17 protein-coding genes are annotated in these 15,344 nt (G+C 72.8%); 10 read left to right on the top strand and 7 right to left on the bottom strand.

What is annotated here, in order from left to right; translation table 11 throughout:
- Nucleotides 1-829 precede the first annotated feature (829 nt).
- Nucleotides 830-1,981, top strand: a complete 1,152-nt coding sequence (gene ispG / locus IRQ30_RS06785; RefSeq protein WP_193608389.1) for a flavodoxin-dependent (E)-4-hydroxy-3-methylbut-2-enyl-diphosphate synthase — start codon at nucleotides 830-832, stop codon at nucleotides 1,979-1,981.
- Between the two features lie 52 nt (nucleotides 1,982-2,033).
- The gene (locus IRQ30_RS06780) at nucleotides 2,034-2,882 is read left to right on the top strand and encodes a GNAT family N-acetyltransferase (protein ID WP_338087835.1); all 849 of its coding nucleotides are present in this window, start codon (nucleotides 2,034-2,036) and stop codon (nucleotides 2,880-2,882) included.
- Here the strand turns inward: IRQ30_RS06780 and IRQ30_RS06775 are convergent.
- On the bottom strand, nucleotides 2,879-3,568 hold the full coding sequence (locus IRQ30_RS06775; RefSeq protein WP_193612211.1) for a DUF4328 domain-containing protein: 690 nt from the start codon (nucleotides 3,566-3,568) through the stop codon (nucleotides 2,879-2,881). The genes IRQ30_RS06780 and IRQ30_RS06775 overlap by 4 nt on opposite strands.
- Nucleotides 3,569-3,661: 93 nt before the next feature.
- Here IRQ30_RS06775 and IRQ30_RS06770 point away from each other — a divergent pair, with 93 nt between their 5' ends.
- A complete protein-coding gene (locus IRQ30_RS06770; RefSeq protein ID WP_193612210.1) occupies nucleotides 3,662-4,024 on the top strand; it encodes a DoxX family protein in 363 nt (120 codons plus the stop codon).
- Between the two features lie 26 nt (nucleotides 4,025-4,050).
- Here the strand turns inward: IRQ30_RS06770 and IRQ30_RS06765 are convergent, their stop codons facing one another.
- Entirely contained in the window at nucleotides 4,051-5,022 is a 972-nt protein-coding gene (locus tag IRQ30_RS06765; protein ID WP_193612209.1) for a hypothetical protein, read from the bottom strand.
- Nucleotides 5,023-5,162: 140 nt separating this feature from the next.
- On the opposite strand from IRQ30_RS06765, the gene IRQ30_RS06760 reads away from it, so the two are divergent.
- Nucleotides 5,163-6,935, top strand: coding sequence for a proline--tRNA ligase (locus IRQ30_RS06760; RefSeq protein ID WP_193612208.1), 1,773 nt, complete (start codon nucleotides 5,163-5,165; stop codon nucleotides 6,933-6,935).
- A gap of 864 nt (nucleotides 6,936-7,799) precedes the next feature.
- On the opposite strand, the gene IRQ30_RS06755 is transcribed toward IRQ30_RS06760, so the two are convergent.
- Nucleotides 7,800-8,489 carry a DUF8091 domain-containing protein gene (locus tag IRQ30_RS06755; protein WP_193612207.1) on the bottom strand — a complete coding sequence of 230 codons (690 nt, stop codon included), beginning with the start codon at nucleotides 8,487-8,489 and terminating at the stop codon, nucleotides 7,800-7,802.
- Nucleotides 8,490-8,543: 54 nt separating this feature from the next.
- Between IRQ30_RS06755 and IRQ30_RS06750 the strand changes: the two genes are divergently transcribed.
- Complete coding sequence (locus IRQ30_RS06750) at nucleotides 8,544-9,254, top strand: HAD family hydrolase (RefSeq protein WP_193612206.1); 711 nt, start codon at nucleotides 8,544-8,546, stop codon at nucleotides 9,252-9,254.
- Nucleotides 9,255-9,404: 150 nt separating this feature from the next.
- A complete protein-coding gene (locus IRQ30_RS06745; RefSeq protein WP_193612205.1) occupies nucleotides 9,405-10,337 on the top strand; it encodes a zinc metalloprotease in 933 nt (310 codons plus the stop codon).
- 237 nt (nucleotides 10,338-10,574) lie between these two features.
- Here IRQ30_RS06745 and IRQ30_RS06740 read toward each other — a convergent pair whose 3' ends face one another.
- Complete coding sequence (locus tag IRQ30_RS06740; RefSeq protein ID WP_193612204.1) at nucleotides 10,575-10,991, bottom strand: ferritin-like domain-containing protein; 417 nt, start codon at nucleotides 10,989-10,991, stop codon at nucleotides 10,575-10,577.
- Nucleotides 10,988-11,482: a hypothetical protein gene (locus tag IRQ30_RS06735; RefSeq protein ID WP_193612203.1), complete on the bottom strand. Its 495-nt coding sequence runs from the start codon at nucleotides 11,480-11,482 to the stop codon at nucleotides 10,988-10,990. The genes IRQ30_RS06740 and IRQ30_RS06735 overlap by 4 nt, the downstream gene beginning before the upstream one ends.
- A gap of 94 nt (nucleotides 11,483-11,576) precedes the next feature.
- Between IRQ30_RS06735 and rimP the strand changes: the two genes are divergently transcribed.
- A complete protein-coding gene (gene rimP, locus IRQ30_RS06730) occupies nucleotides 11,577-12,104 on the top strand; it encodes a ribosome maturation factor RimP (protein WP_193612202.1) in 528 nt (175 codons plus the stop codon).
- Nucleotides 12,104-13,084, top strand: coding sequence for a transcription termination factor NusA (nusA, locus tag IRQ30_RS06725; RefSeq protein WP_193609383.1), 981 nt, complete (start codon nucleotides 12,104-12,106; stop codon nucleotides 13,082-13,084). Before rimP ends, nusA begins: the two co-directional genes overlap by 1 nt.
- An 11-nt stretch (nucleotides 13,085-13,095) precedes the next feature.
- Here nusA and IRQ30_RS06720 read toward each other — a convergent pair whose 3' ends face one another.
- On the bottom strand, nucleotides 13,096-13,695 hold the full coding sequence (locus tag IRQ30_RS06720; RefSeq protein WP_193612201.1) for a histidine phosphatase family protein: 600 nt from the start codon (nucleotides 13,693-13,695) through the stop codon (nucleotides 13,096-13,098).
- A gap of 35 nt (nucleotides 13,696-13,730) precedes the next feature.
- Nucleotides 13,731-14,468 (bottom strand): family 16 glycosylhydrolase, encoded by a 738-nt coding sequence (locus IRQ30_RS24140; protein WP_193612200.1) that lies wholly within the window; start codon nucleotides 14,466-14,468, stop codon nucleotides 13,731-13,733.
- A 57-nt stretch (nucleotides 14,469-14,525) separates the two neighbouring features.
- On the opposite strand from IRQ30_RS24140, the gene IRQ30_RS06710 reads away from it, so the two are divergent.
- Nucleotides 14,526-14,834 (top strand): YlxR family protein, encoded by a 309-nt coding sequence (locus IRQ30_RS06710; protein ID WP_338089596.1) that lies wholly within the window; start codon nucleotides 14,526-14,528, stop codon nucleotides 14,832-14,834.
- 124 nt (nucleotides 14,835-14,958) lie between these two features.
- Nucleotides 14,959-15,344, top strand: a 386-nt coding sequence (locus IRQ30_RS06705; protein ID WP_193612198.1) for a translation initiation factor IF-2 N-terminal domain-containing protein, incomplete at its 3' end; no start/stop codon positions are given.

Here is a 15,344-nt window from a genome sequence, read left to right as displayed (position 1 = left end):
GGAGCGTCAGCGACGAGCGTCCGTCGAGACCCCGTGAGCCGGCCGCCGAGCTGACCCCACGGTGGTTGAGGTGCGAGCGCCAGCGAGCCTCGAAACCACCTCGTGTGTGCGGGGCTGGTGTTGGCCCGCGCGCTAGCAGCCCGGGTCTCGGCGTCAAGGAGCTTCGCCCGCTTCGCGGCGCCCTTCGGGCGTCCTTGACTCCGAGCCTCTCCCGGGCTGCTGTGGCGGCGCACGGGCGGCGGCGGCTTCGCCGCGCCGCCCGCTAACAGCGCGGGCCCTGCCTATTGGTCACCTATGTCGGCAGTTCGCGCCTGACGCCGAGCTCTCCACGCTCGGCCGGCCTGCTGGGGTGACCAACTGCCGACGCTGACTGTCGGTCGTCGCACCACCAGTCACACCAGCCTCATGAGGAGGGGTGCCGCGCTTTGCGCGGGCGGCGCGGGCGGAGCCCGTGTCGCCCCGTGCGCCGTCAAGCCGGTGGAGACGCGACCGGCTAAGCGCGCGGCACCCCAGTCCGGCCCCGAGGAGACAGCCAGAGGTGCGGGGGTCTCGACGGCCGCTCGCTGCGCTCGCTGCTCGACCACCGGTGGGTGCGGCGGGTGGTTTCGAGGCTCGCTGGCGCTCGCACCTCAACCACCGAAGGTCGGCGCCTGGCTCACCGGGTCTCGACGGCCGCTCGTCGCTGGCGCTCCTCGCTGCTCGACTACCGGTTGCGTGCGGCACCGTGGCCGAGGCTCGCCGGCGCTCGCGCCGCAACCACCGGGTCACCGGGGGAGAGGTCACACGCAGCGACTGAGGGTTCCGACGCACCGGCCAGTAACCTGGGAACATGACCGCCATCAGCCTCGGCATGCCGGAGGCTCCGCCTCCCGTGCTCGCTCCGCGCCGCAAGACCCGCCAGATCCAGGTGGGCAAGGTGGGGGTCGGGAGCGACCACCCGGTGTCGGTGCAGTCGATGACGACGACGCTGACCTCCGACGTCAACGCGACCCTGCAGCAGATCGCCGAGCTGACCGCGACCGGGTGCGACATCGTGCGCATCGCGTGCCCGAGCCAGGACGACGCCGACGCGCTGGCCGAGATCGCGACGCACTCCCAGATCCCGGTCATCGCCGACATCCACTTCCAGCCGAAGTACGTGTTCGCGGCCATCGACGCCGGCTGCGCGGCCGTGCGGGTCAACCCCGGCAACATCCGCAAGTTCGACGACCAGGTCAAGGAGATCGCCCGCGCCGCGCAGGACCGGGGCACCTCGATCCGCATCGGCGTCAACGCCGGCTCGCTGGACCCGCGGCTGCTGGAGAAGTACGGCAAGGCGACCCCCGAGGCCCTGGTCGAGTCGGCCAAGTGGGAGGCCGGCCTCTTCGAGGAGCACGGCTTCCGCGACTTCAAGATCTCGGTCAAGCACAACGACCCCGTCGTCATGGTGCGCGCCTACGAGCTGCTCGCGGCCGAGGGTGACTGGCCGCTGCACCTCGGGGTGACCGAGGCCGGGCCGGCGTTCCAGGGCACGATCAAGTCGGCGACCGCCTTCGGTGCGCTGCTGAGCCAGGGCATCGGCGACACCATCCGGGTCTCGCTGTCCGCGCCTCCCGTGGAGGAGGTCAAGGTGGGCATCCAGATCCTGCAGTCGCTCAACCTGCGGCCCCGCAAGCTCGAGATCGTCAGCTGCCCCAGCTGCGGACGCGCCCAGGTCGACGTCTACACGCTGGCCGAGCAGGTCACCGCCGGCCTCGAGGGCATGGAGGTGCCGCTGCGCGTGGCGGTCATGGGCTGCGTCGTCAACGGACCGGGCGAGGCCCGTGAGGCCGACCTCGGCGTCGCGTCGGGCAACGGCAAGGGCCAGATCTTCGTCAAGGGCGAGGTCATCAAGACCGTCCCGGAGTCGCAGATCGTCGAGACCCTCATCGAGGAGGCCATGCGCATCGCCGAGGGCATGGAGTCCGTCGACGGGGCCGAGGCCTCGGTGACCGTCTCCTAGTCGTCGCAGGACACCGGTACCCCTCACCGCTGCCGCGGCCTAGGCTTCACACGTGCCGACCATCACGCGCCACGGCGTACGTCCCCTGGGGTCCGCCGACCTCGAGGCGTTCCTCGCGCTGGCCGGCCAGGACCCGGTGGTCAACGTCTTCGCGCTCTACCGCGCCCGCACCACCAGCCTCGAGCCGCGCTGGCTCGGCGGTGAGGTGTGGGGCAGGTTCGACAACGGCGAGCTGGTCGCGGCCTGCCACGTCGGCGCCAACCTGGTCCCGATCCAGGCCTCCGCCGACGACGCCCGGGCGTTCGCCGAGCGCGCCCTGACCCGCAGCCGCAGCGTCTCGACGATCGTCGGGCCGCAGGAGGCCGTCGAGTCGTTCTGGACCCACGTCGCCGAGTCCTGGGGCAAGCCCCGCGAGTGCCGCTGGCAACAGCCGCACCTCGTGCTCGACGAGCCGCCGCACGTCACGGCCGACCACCGCGTGCGCCGTACGACGCGGCAGGACATGGCGGCGCTGTACCCCGCCTGCGTGGCGATGTACACCGAGGAGGTCGGGGTCTCCCCGGAGGCCGGAGGCGGCGCCGACCTCTACCGCGCCCGGGTCACCCAGCTCACCAGCCGCGGCTGGTCGTTCGCGCGGTTCGACGAGGGGCGGGTCGTGTTCAAGGCCGAGGTCGCCTGCGCCACCGAGGACGCCGCTCAGGTCCAGGGCGTGTGGGTGGCCCCCGACCGTCGCGGCGAGGGCCTCGCCGTGGCCGGGATGGCGGCGGTGGTCGACTTCGTGCAGCACGAGATCGCGCCGACGGTCTCGCTCTACGTCAACGAGTGGAACACCCCGGCCCGGCGCGCCTACGAGACGGTCGGCTTCCGCGAGAGCGCGCGCTTCTCGACGGTGATGTTCTAGCGCGTCGCCGGCACCTCGGCGCGGGCCTGGCTGTCCACCACCCGGCGTACCAGCAGTCCCCACAGGACGATGCCGGCCACCGTGAGCAGCACGAGCACGGCGGCGACGTTGCGCACCGCGTCGGCCGAGGACCCCTCGGCGGTCCCCACCCCGTCGAGCATCCGGGAGTGGATCCGGCCGCCGATCAGGATGGCGAGCCAGCAGGCCCACCACCAGCCCACGAGGGCCGTCCCGCTGGTGTTGCCGCGGCTGCGCTGCTCGGAGCCGCGCAGGACGTCGGACACGACGTGGAAGGGCACGACGAAGTTGGCGAACGGCACCACCCAGCCGAGCCAGAGCCAGGCGGTCCCGCGACGCTGACGGATGCCGGGGCTCAGCAGGAAGGCGTTGTCGCGCGCCTTCATCAGCCACACGCACGTCAGCACCCAGGCCGCGACGACGGCCACCAGGCCGAGGAGGCTGGCGCCGCCGTTGAGCAGGAGCACCATCGGCGAGACGGTGTCGAGCGTCCCCGAGACCTGGACCTCCCGCGCCAGCGGCACCGAGGCGAGCAGCGCCGTGACCTCGCACACGGCGTAGAGCAGGGCCGCACAGAACGCCGCGACGGCCCATCCTGAGGTGTCGGACTTCAGCGGCGCGCCGGCGTACGGGTAGGGGTGCTGCGCGGGTGGCTCGTAGCCGGTCATCGAAGGCTCCTCAGCCGGGAAGGGTCGGCGAAGGGTATGCCGGGGGCCGGGCCCCGCGCGGCGTTATGCCCACGCCGCTCCTACGATCGCCGGATGAGCCTCACGCCCAGCACCCGTGCCCTGGCCGCCATCTTCGCCGTGAGCGGCGCGGTCCACCTGGCCAGGCCCGAGGTCTACGAGCCCCTCATGCCGCGCTGGGTGCCCCGGCACCGCGAGGTCATCCTCGGCAGTGGCGCGGCCGAGCTCGCCCTAGCCGCCGGCCTGCTGATGCCGGCCACCCGCCGCGTCGCCGGCTGGGGGAGCATCGCGCTGCTGCTCGGCGTCTACCCGGGCAACGTGAAGATGGCGATGGACTCCACCCGCAGCCGGCGGACGGGCATCAAGGTGGCGGCGTTCGGCCGGCTGCCCCTGCAGTGGCCGATGCTCAAGGCGGCGTACGCCGCCACCAAGGGCTGAACGCCCCGTAGGCGCCCAGTAGGCACTCAGTAGGTCTGGGTCCGCCGCAGCGCCGAGGCCCGCACGCAGCGGGTGGCGGTGCAGCGCACGACCGCGGCCTTCTTCGTGCCGTTGGTGTCGAGCAGCAGGGCGCGCTCGCTCTCGAACACGACCGCGCCGAAGAAGCGCGCGGCGTAGCGGGCGACGAGCCGTCCGTTGGACCGGCGCAGGCGCACCTCCGTGGGGCCGAGCCCGTCGCTGAGGATGCCCACGGTCGCCATCCGCCCGCCGCGGGGGGAGAACGCCGTGACCCGCTCGTCGCAGGAGCGGCCCAGTCGGGTCTGCGGGGCCGCGAGCCGACCCACGATCGAGCAGCCGCCGTCGTAGGGGTCGCGGGAGAACGTCGCCAGGCGGTCGGCCTCGATGCTGGCGGCGTAGCCGGTGCGCTTGACCAGCGTCGTGGCGGTGCCCGTGGCGAAGTTCCACGACAGGGTCCGGTTGGGCGTCCACGAGCCGATGACCATCCGGTCGTTGCCGACGTCGAGGATCTGGGCGGAGCCGGGGAACGTGCGCTGCCGCACGAGCGCGCCGTCGCTGGTGCGGTGGACCGTCACCGTGGTCTTCTCCGCCGTGCTGCCGGCGGCCCGCGTCAGGTGCTTGCCGTCGGCGGAGAGCAGCATCTCGAAGACCTGGACGCCCTTGAGGACGACGCGGGCCGGCGCGCCGGGCCGGACGACCCGGACCGAGCCGCGGCCGTCGTCGCGCGCGGTCACGCCCACGGCGTACCCGGCGCCGGAGCGGCCCAGCAGCACCACCCGATCGCCGCCGCGCACCCGCACGCGCACGTCGCCGTCGACGACGGTGCGTCCCTCGAGGTGGGGCAGGCGCACGTCGGCGCCGCGCGGCAGGTCCGCCGGTCGGAGCACCTGCCGGTCCACCGCCTGGGCGGGCGCTCCGCTCGCCAGTACTCCAGCCACGCCGGCCGCCATCGCCACCAGCACGCTCACGGTCTTCTTCATCGCTGCTCCCGGGACCACGCACCGGGCTCGTCCCGGTGACACCTCATAGACGCCCCGGACCCCCCTGAGGTTGCCCGGTCGCGGTGACGGGTTGGGGAACTGGTTCGCGGCGCCGGTCGGGCCGGAAGTAGCCTGACCGCATGATGCTGAGGATGTCGAGCCTGTTCGTGCGGACCCTGCGTGAGGATCCCGTGGACGCCGAGGTCCCGAGCCACCGGCTGCTGGTGCGCGCCGGCTACATCCGGCGCGCCGCGCCCGGCATCTACACCTGGCTGCCCCTGGGCCTGCGCGTGCTGCGCAAGATCGAGGCGATCATCCGCGAGGAGATGGACGGGATCGGCGCCCAGGAGCTGTCGTTCCCCGCCCTGCTGCCCAAGGAGCCCTACGAGGCGACCGGCCGCTGGACCGACTACGGCGACGGCATCTTCCGGCTGCAGGACCGCAAGGGCAACGACTACCTCCTGGGCCCCACGCACGAGGAGATGTTCACCCTCGTGGTCAAGGACATGTACCGGTCCTACAAGGACCTGCCCCTGTCGATCTACCAGATCCAGACCAAGTACCGCGACGAGGCCCGACCCCGCGCGGGTCTGCTGCGCGGCCGCGAGTTCATCATGAAGGACTCCTACTCCTTCGACGTCGACGACGCCGGCCTCGAGGCGAGCTATCAGCGCCACCGCGACGCCTACATCCGGATCTTCGACCGGCTCGGGTTCGAGTACGTCATCGTCAAGGCGACCGCCGGCGCGATGGGCGGCTCGAAGTCCGAGGAGTTCCTCGCCCGCGCCGCCGTCGGCGAGGACACCTACGTCCGCTGCACGCACTGCGACTACGCCGCCAACGTCGAGGCCGTCAGCGTGCGTCCTCCCGCACCCGTGCCCTACGACGACGCTCCCGAGGCCCACGCGGAGCAGACGCCCGCGACCCCCACCATCCAGACCCTGGTCGACCACCTCAACGCGACGTTCCCCCGCGACGACCGCCCCTGGCACGCCGGCGACACCCTCAAGAACGTCCTCGTGGTGCTCAAGCACCCCGACGGCACCCGCGAGCCCCTCGCCATCGGCCTGCCCGGAGACCGCGAGGTCGACCAGAAGCGGCTCGAGGGCCAGCTCGAGCCGATCGAGGTCGAGCCCATGGACGAGGCCGAGCTCCGCAAGCACCCCGCGCTGGTCCGCGGCTACATCGGCCCCGGCGTCCTGGGGGAGAAGAGCGCCTCGGAGATCCGCTACCTCGTCGACCCCCGCGTCGTCGAGGGCACCCGCTGGGTCACCGGCGCCGACGTCGAGGGCAGCCATGTCCTGGACCTCGTGGCCGGTCGCGACTTCACCCCCGACGGCACGATCGAGGCCGCCGACGTACGCGACGGCGACCCCTGCCCCAACTGCGACGAGGGCACGCTCGAGTCGGCCCGCGGCATCGAGATGGGCCACATCTTCCAGCTCGGTCGCAAGTACGCCGACGCGCTGGACCTGCAGGTCCTCGACGAGAACGGCAAGCTCGTCACGGTCACGATGGGCTCCTACGGCATCGGACCCTCCCGCGCGGTCGCCGCGATCGCCGAGGGCACCCTCGACGACGTCGGCCTGTGCTGGCCCCGCAACGTCGCACCCGCCGACGTCCACCTCGTGGCCGCCGGCAAGGACGCCGACGTCTTCGCCGCCGCCGACCGCATCGCCCACGAGCTCGACGCCGCCGGCGTCCAGGTCCTCTACGACGACCGCGCCGGCAAGATCAGCCCCGGCGTGAAGTTCAAGGACGCCGAGCTCATCGGCGTCCCGACCATCGTCGTCGTCGGCAAGAGCCTCGCCGAGACCGGCATCGTCGAGGTCCGCGACCGCGCCACCGGCGAGCGCGTCGAAGTCCCCGCCGAGCGCGTCGTCGACCACCTGGTGGCCCTCGTCCGCGCCTGAGGCCGCCTGCGGTGGTTGAGGTGCGAGCGCCAGCGAGCCTCGAAACCACATCGCCGCACTCCACCGGTGGTCGAGCAGCGAGGAGCGTCAGCGACGAGCGTCCGTCGAGACCCCTGCACCTCTGGTTGTCTCCTCGGGGCCGGACTGGGGTGCCGCGCGCTTAGCCGGTCGCGTCTCCGCCTCAAGGATCGCCTTCGGCGCCCGTTTCGCGGCACCCTTCGGGCGTCCTTGACCCGGAGCCTCTCTCGACCGGCTTGACGGCGCACGGGGCGGACACGGCTTCGCCGCGCCGCCCGCGCAATGCGCGGCACCCTTGTTGGGGCTGGTGTGACTGGTGGTGCGACAACCGACACTCAGCGTCGGCAGTTGGTCCCTGCCCGTGCCCGGCCGAGCGTGAAGAGGCACGGCCTGAGCTCGAACTGCCGACGCTGGTGACCGATCGGCGGGGCCCGCGCTGTTAGCGGGCGGCGCGGCGAAGCCGCCGCCGCCCGAGCGCCGCCAAAGCAGCCCGGGAGAGGCTCGGAGTCAAGGACGGCGAAGCCGCCGCGAAGCGGGCGAAGCTCCTTGACGCCGAGACCCGGGCTGCTAGCGCGCGGGCCAACACCAGCCCCGCACACGGGGTGGTTTCGAGGCTCGCTGCGCTCGCACCTCAACCACCGTGGGGTCAGCTCAGCGCTCGGCTCTCCGGGTCTCGACGGGCGCTCGTCGCTGGCGCTCCTCACTGCTCGACCACCGGTGGGGGTGGTTTCGAGGCTCGCTGCGCTCGCACCTCAACCACCGTGGGGTCAGCTCGGCGTTCGGCTCACCGGGTCTCGACGGGCGCTCGTCGCTGGCGCTCCTCGCTGCTCGACCACCGGCGGGCAGTCACCCACCGACGGCCTGGTGCAGGGGGGCGGGGCCGCGGCGGCCGGCGGGCTCGAGGAGCTCCATGAGGCGCAGGCAGTAGGCGACGCGCTGGGCGAGGCCGGCAGGGACGCCGAGGAGGGTCGCGAGCTCGGCGGTGGTGAAGGGCTCGGTCGGGAGGTCGGCGCCGAGCAGGTCGAGGGCGTCCTCGGGTCGGCGCAGCTCGTGGCGGCCGACGACCTCGGCGAGGTGGCGCACCCCGGGGTCGCGCGTACGCCGTCCGGAGCGGCTGCGGGTGGGCGTCGGCGCGCGGACGTGGTCCTCGCGGCACAGGAGCACCTCGACGACCAGGTGCGGGTGCCCGATCAGCGACGGGAACGCCACGAGCCGGTCGAAGACCTCGAGCACGCCAGCCCGCTTGGGGGAGCGGCGCTCGGAGAGGATCACGCCGTCGGCGTCGACCCGCACGATCCGGCGTACGGCGGGCACCGGGTGCACGATCCGCATCCGGTGCTGGTCGAGCAGACCGTCGAGCTTGGGGCCGAGCGGGCCGAAGCCGCCGGTCTGCACCTCGACCAGCTCGCCGTCGGCGCGCACCAGGTCGACGACCCAGCGGTCGACCTTGACCTCGAAGGAGTCGCCGGGGCGCGCCAGCCACTGCTTGAGCGCCGCGTGGAGGGGTCCCTCCGCGAGCTCCCCGATCCCGGCCACGCCCCGAACCTACGGTGTCGGCGCGCTGTCGGCGCCGCTGGCTAGCATGCCGCCATGCCAGGAGCCCCGGGAGTCGACGCCGTCATCTTCGACTGGGGAGGCACGCTGACGCGGTGGCACGACATCGACTTCCACGCGGAGTCGCTGGCCCTCGCCCAGGCGGTGGTCGGTCACGACGACGTGGAGGCGTCGCGCGCCCGGCTGCACGAGGCGGGTGCCACGATCTGGGGGCGCTCGCGCGACCACCAGCAGAGCTCGACGGTCGCCGACCTGTTCACCGAGGCGGGTCTCGAGCACGATCCCGAGCTGCTGCGGCACTACTACGAGTTCTGGGAGCCGCACACCCTCACCGACCCCGCGGTGGCGCCCCTGTGGGAGTCGCTGCGCGCCGACGGCGTGCGCGTCGGGGTGCTCTCCAACACCATCTGGCCGCGCGCCTTCCACGAGCGGATCTTCGAGCGCGACGGCGTCGCCCACCTCCTCGACGGCGACGTCTACTCCAGCGAGATCCCGTGGACCAAGCCGTCGCCGCACGCCTTCCGCGCGGCGATGGACGCCGTCGGCGCCACCGACCCCGCACGCTGCGTCTACGTCGGCGACCGGCTCTTCGACGACATCTGGGGCGCCCAGAACGCCGGCCTCCGGGCCGTCCACGTCCCGCACAGCGCCATCCCGCCCGAGCAGGTCGGTCACACCGAGGGGGACCCCGACGCGGTGGCGCACGACCTGGCCGACGTGGCCGACATCGTCGCCGCGTGGCGCTGACGTCTACCCAGCCAGGATGAGTTCTGCAAGTTCCTGCAGTGCGCGTTTGCGCAACCCGCGGGATCTGGCGTGGTCGGCCGCGCGGGCGCAGAGTCGGCGGCGTAGCCACCCGGACTCGGCCGGGCGGCCCGACGAAACGGACCACCCCCCATGCGTCTCGGAATCCGGCTCCTGGCCCTGAGCACCATCAGCGTCGCCACCCTCAGCATCACCTCCGTCGGCGCGAGCGCGCTGACCCCCGCGCTCGACCACGGCCCCGTCTGCGCGGAGCAGGAGGCCCACCACGACTCCGGCGCCTCGGCCCGCGGCGGCCACGGTCCCGACACCCGCGAGGTCTCCTCGGCGGAGCAGGAGCGCATCGCGGCCCGCACCCGCGCGCTGCTGGCCAAGAAGGGCACGACGTCGGCGAAGGCGGCCGCCGCGGCTGCCTCGATCCCGGTCTACATGCACGTCATGGCCGGGAGGAACGGCGCCGGCGACGTCACCGCCAGCCAGATCACCCAGCAGATCCAGGTGCTCAACAGGACCTACGCCGGCGCGGAGTCCGGTGCAGCCGCCAACACGGGGTTCACGTTCTCCCTGGCCGGGACCGACCGGTTCTACAACGACACCTGGCACCGCGACGGCGCCAGCACGACGTACCGCAAGCAGACCCGCAAGGGCGGCGCCAACGCGCTCAACATCTGGCTCGTCGACTTCAGCTACCTCGGCGTCGCGACCTTCCCGTGGGACTACAGCCGCAACCCCGGCATCGACGGCATCCGCGTGCAGTACTCCTCGCTGCCGGGTGGCAGCACGGCCAACTACAACCTCGGCGAGACCGCCACCCACGAGGCGGGGCACTGGCTCGGGCTCTACCACACGTTCCAGGGCGGCTGCACGGCCACGAACGACGAGGTCGCCGACACCCCCGCCCAGGGGAGCGCCACCAACGGGTGCCCCACCGGCCGCGACTCGTGCTCGCGCCCGGGCCTGGACCCCATCCACAACTACATGGACTACAGCTACGACAGCTGCTACACCCAGTTCACCCCCGGGCAGAGCGCACGGATGTCGCAGATGTGGACGGCGTACCGCTCCTGACCCCTGCATTTTGCAAGTTCATGCAATGCAACTTTGTGGTGTTCGCGGTCCGTTCCGCCTCGTCCGGGCCTGTTGCATGATCTTCCCGGAGAGAGCGTCTACCTGACCCATCTCGTGGTCGCCCCCTCCGACACCCCACCTCAAGGCCTCGTCCCAGGCCTCAACGGTCCGCACCCTCGTAGTTCGGGGAGCATCTCGGGCGCTCCCCGGACGCCGAGGGGGCGGACCGTTCGGCGTCTACCGCCCGGGGAAGTCCTCGGGCGTGCCGCCGAACCCCAGCCCCCGCACGGCGCTCGCCTGGAGCGCGCGGAGGGCCCAGGTGCGGAGCTGACCGGTGCTGCTCGCCACCAGGAACGCGTACGTCGCCGCGCAGTCGCGCTCCAGCCGCAGCGCCCGTCGGGCGACGGCCCCCGGGGTGCCCAGGTCGGCCGGCACGTCGTAGGCGACCTCCGCCGCCACCGGGGTGTCGCCCAGGTCGGTCACCGAGCGCACGAGCTGGTCGCGGCGGCCCCGGTGCTCGGCGTAGGCGGCGGTGATCGCGGCGAACAGCGTGGGGCTGGCCGACTGCGACGTCTGCCCGCCGAGGACCCCGAGGACGTAGAGCGAGGCGTGCTCCGCGGCCAGCGTCGTCTGCAGCGCGGTGAGCTCGGTCATGCGGCACCCCGGGGAAGCGAGGCCAGGCGCTGGGACACCGCCGCGGACATCGACGCCAGCAGGGCGGCCAGCGCCCCGCTGCCGGCCGCCAGGCACGCCTCGTCGAGGCGAGCCTGGTGGGCCCGTTCGAGCCGGCGCACCCTCGCCTGCGCGGCACCGGCCGCCAGCCTGCGGCCGGTGGGCGCCGGCGTGGGGGCGGGCTCGTCGCTGAGCGCGGCGCGGTGCGCGAGGTGCAGCGCCGTGAGCTGCGCCGGCAGGGCGCCCAGGCTGCGGGCGGCGGGCAGTGCCGCGATGGTGGCGTCGATTGCGGCGACCACGTCGGCCACGAGGACCGTGTCGGCGTCGACGGGCGGCGCCGTGGGCGCGCCCGAGGGCGCCGGGTCGCTGCGCGGGTCGAGGTCGTCCAGGTCGCACGCGGTGGTGACCAGGAGCCCGCCCAGCGCCACGCCCAGCGCCGTACGGCGGGTGGCGGCGGCGGGGCGGTGGGGCACCCGGCGACCCTATCGCCGGGGTGTCCGGGTCCTCGCCGCGAGCGGCTATCGTGGCACCAGCAGCACCCACAACAGCACAGGGAGGTCGCGCACCATGAGCGCCAAGCAGGCCGAGATCCAAGGCCGTATCGAGGCGGAGATCGCCGACCCCCTGCGCGAGCTCGCGCTCGACGTCGAGGCCGTCGAGATCACGCCCGCCGGCAAGCGACGCGTCCTGCGCGTCGCCGTCGACAAGGACGGGGGAGTCACCCTCGACGACGTCGCCGAGGCCACCCGCCTGATCGACACCGTGCTCGAGGCCTCCGACGTGATGGGGGAGCACCCCTACACGCTCGAGGTGACCTCGCGCGGGGTCGACCGGCCGCTGACCCTGCCGCGCCACTGGCGCCGCAACGCCGACCGGCTGGTCAAGGTCACGCTCGCCGACGGCACCGACTTCACCGGTCGCATCGGCTCCACCGACGAGACCCGGGCGACCGTCGAGGTGTCGGGTGTGGACCGCGAGGTGGCCTACGCCGACGTGGAGAAGGCGCTCGTGCAGATCGAGTTCAACCGCAGGAAGACCGCCGATGTCGCCGACGTCGACGACATCACCGACGAGGACGAGGAAGGGGACGCCTGATGGACATCGACATGAGCATCCTGAGGATGCTGGAGCGAGAGAAGGAGATCTCCTTCTCCGTGCTGGTCGAGGCGATCGAGCAGGCACTCCTCACGGCGTACCACAAGACGCCCGGGGCGCAGGAGAAGGCGCGGGTCACCCTCGACCGCAAGACCGGTCACGTGACCGTGCTGGCCGCCGAGCTCGACGACGAGGGCGCCGTGGTGGGGGAGTTCGAGGACACCCCCGACGGCTTCGGCCGCATCGCCGCCACGACCGCGAAGCAGATCATGCTGCAGCGGCTGCGCGACGCCGAGGACGACGTGCGCTTCGGCGAGTTCTCCGGCAAGGAGGGCGACATCATCTCGGGGGTCATCCAGCAGGGCCGCAACCCCGCCGACGTCATGGTCGACCTCGGCAAGCTCGAGGCGCTGCTGCCCGTCGGCGAGCGCGTGCCCGGCGAGGACTACCAGCACGGCACCCGCATCAAGTGCCTGGTCGTCTCGGTGCGCAAGGGCATGCGCGGCCCGCAGATCACGCTGTCCCGCTCGCACCCCAACCTGGTGAAGAAGCTCTTCGCGCTCGAGGTGCCCGAGATCGCCAGCGGCGTCGTGGAGATCAAGGCGATCGCCCGCGAGGCCGGTCACCGCACCAAGATCGCGGTCTCGACCGACGCCCAGGGCGTCAACCCGAAGGGCGCCTGCATCGGTCCGATGGGCCAGCGCGTGCGCAACGTGATGTCGGAGCTGCACGGCGAGAAGATCGACATCGTCGACTGGTCCGACGACCCGGCGGCGATGGTCGCGAACGCCCTGTCCCCGGCGCGGGTCAACTCCGTCGAGATCGTCGACCTCGCCGAGCGCTCCGCCCGCGTCGTCGTCCCCGACTTCCAGCTGTCCCTCGCCATCGGCAAGGAGGGCCAGAACGCCCGCCTCGCCGCGCGCCTGACCGGCTGGCGGATCGACATCCACGGTGACGAGGAGGACCCCGCGCCTCGCTGACGCCCCGAGCGTCAGTCCTCCGGCGCGGGGTCCCACGCGCGGCAGACCCGGCCGTCGTCGTCGACGTCCACCTCGATCACCGCGCAGTTGGCGATCCGGTGGGTGTCGCAGTCCATCCGGGCGAGCAGCGGTACGGCGAGCCGCAGCGCGCCGCCGTGGCTGACGACGAGGACGGTCTCGCCGCGGTGGGCGTCGGCCACCTCGTCGAGCACGCCACGCACCCGCGCGACGAGCTCGGCGCCGGACTCGCCCCCCGGGACCCGCCGCTCCAGGTCGCCGGCCAGCCAGGCGGCGTACGTGTCGGCGAAGGGGTCCTCCGACAGCGGTGTCCCGGCGAGGTCGCCCGGCTCGAACTCCACGAGCCCCTCGCGGGTCGTGACCGCGACGCCCAAAGCGGCCGCCGCGATCTCACCGGTCTGCACGGCGCGGGCCAGGGTGCTGGTCCACACGTGGGCGACGCGGCGCCCCGCCAGGCGCTCCCCGAGCTCCGTGGCCTGGCGCCGGCCGAGCGTCGTCAGCGACCCGCCCTCGCGCTCCCAGGTGTCGGCTTCGTACTCCGCCTCGCCGTGGCGGACGAGCAGGAGCGTGGTCGGACACTGCAGCGAGGACATGCGCCGATCATGCCGCGCGCGCCGGCGGTGGCCCCTCAGGCGCCGACCGTGGGCCCGACGTCCTCGACCACCAGCTCCGGCACGAGGTGGTCGTCGTCGCCGCGCGACCACGCGGGGAAGTCGAAGACGGCCAGCATCAGCTGCATCGGGTACGTCGGCGGGCCGGCGCAGCGGCGCACGACCTCGCCGTCCACGGTGAAGACCGCCTCGTCGGCGTCCCAGTCCACCGCGTAGGTGTGGGGCCGGGTGACGTCGATCGGCAGCCGGGGCGCCGCGAAGGTCTGGGTGAGAGCCGGGTCGCGGAAGGCCTTGATGCCCACCCCGACCTCCGCCGAGGGGTGCTCGCCACCCTCGACCGCGTGGCCGAAGACCTCGAAGACGCAGAGCTCGCCGCAGCGCAGCTGGTCGGGATCGTCCTCGAGGCCGCTGAGCCACAGCGCCGCCATGGACCGTGCCGAGAGCGTCATGGAGGCCCGGATCGCCACCCGTCCGCCGGAGGGCAGCCAGCCCTCGAAGCGCGGCTGCTCCTCCTGCACCGTCTGTCCCTCGCGGAAGCGCTGCTGGCCGAGGGTGCTGCCCACCGGGCCCGACCAGCTGCCCGACTGCAGCCCGGAGACTCGCAGCGGCGGCTCGTGGTCGCCGGGGCACCACCGTGGGTGGTCGACCGGGATGTCGAGCACCAGCGCGCCGTCGACCAGCCGGTGGCTGGCGCGGGTGGCCGCCCGGGAGGACCAGGCGGGGAGGTAGTGGGGGTGCCAGGTGGAGAGGTCCACGCCCCGACCGTAGCCCGCCCGGTTCGGTGATGTGACCGGAGTTGGCTAGACTTGTCGATGGTGGTCCACCGAAGCACTCCCCTCATGTCGACAGAGCCTGTCCGCACGTGCGTGGGATGCCGCCAGCGGGCCGCCAAGCGTGAGCTGTTGCGGGTGACTGCCGGCTCGGACGCGCACGGCCAGCCGGCCGTCGTACCCGATCCGACCGCCACCGCACCCGGCCGGGGCGCGCACCTGCACCCCACCGTCGAGTGCTACGAGCTCGCCGTGCGGCGCAGAGCGTTCGCCCGTGCCTTGCGGCACGAGGGAGTGCTGTACACCGCCGCGGTGGAGGAGTACCTCGCCTCACGCGCAGACCCACAGTGACGAACCGACCAGAAACTGGAGCAGCAGCTCATGAGCACTCGATGAGTAACTCCCGATGAGTTTGCAACACCACTAAGAGGTCTCGCAGCACCGCATGACGCGGGTCGAGGCCAGAAGGAGAAACGTGGCTAAGACCCGAGTACACGAGCTCGCCAAAGAGTTCGGCGTCGAGAGCAAGTTCGTTCTCGAGAAGTTCAAGGAGATGGGCGAGTTCGTGAAGTCGGCGAGCTCGACCGTCGAGCTCCCCGCGGAGATGCGCTTCCGCAAGGAGGTGGGCGCGACCCTCGCGGCCGCCGCCCCCGCCGCTCCCGCCGAGGAGAAGGCCGCCCCGAAGCCGACCCCGCGCAAGCCCGGTCCGGCCAAGAAGGCCGCCGAGCCCGAGGTGCAGGCTCCCGAGCCCACCCCCGAGCCCACGCCGGCGCCCGTCGTCGAGGAGGCCGCTCCGGCCGCCCCGGTCGAGGCCGCCGCCCCCGCGCAGCCCGAGGCGCCCGCCGCTGCGGCGACGCCCTC

This window comes from Nocardioides lijunqiniae, assembly GCF_015024225.1.
GTDB lineage: Bacteria > Actinomycetota > Actinomycetes > Propionibacteriales > Nocardioidaceae > Nocardioides > Nocardioides lijunqiniae.
This window is presented reverse-complemented; position numbering and strand designations above follow the sequence as displayed.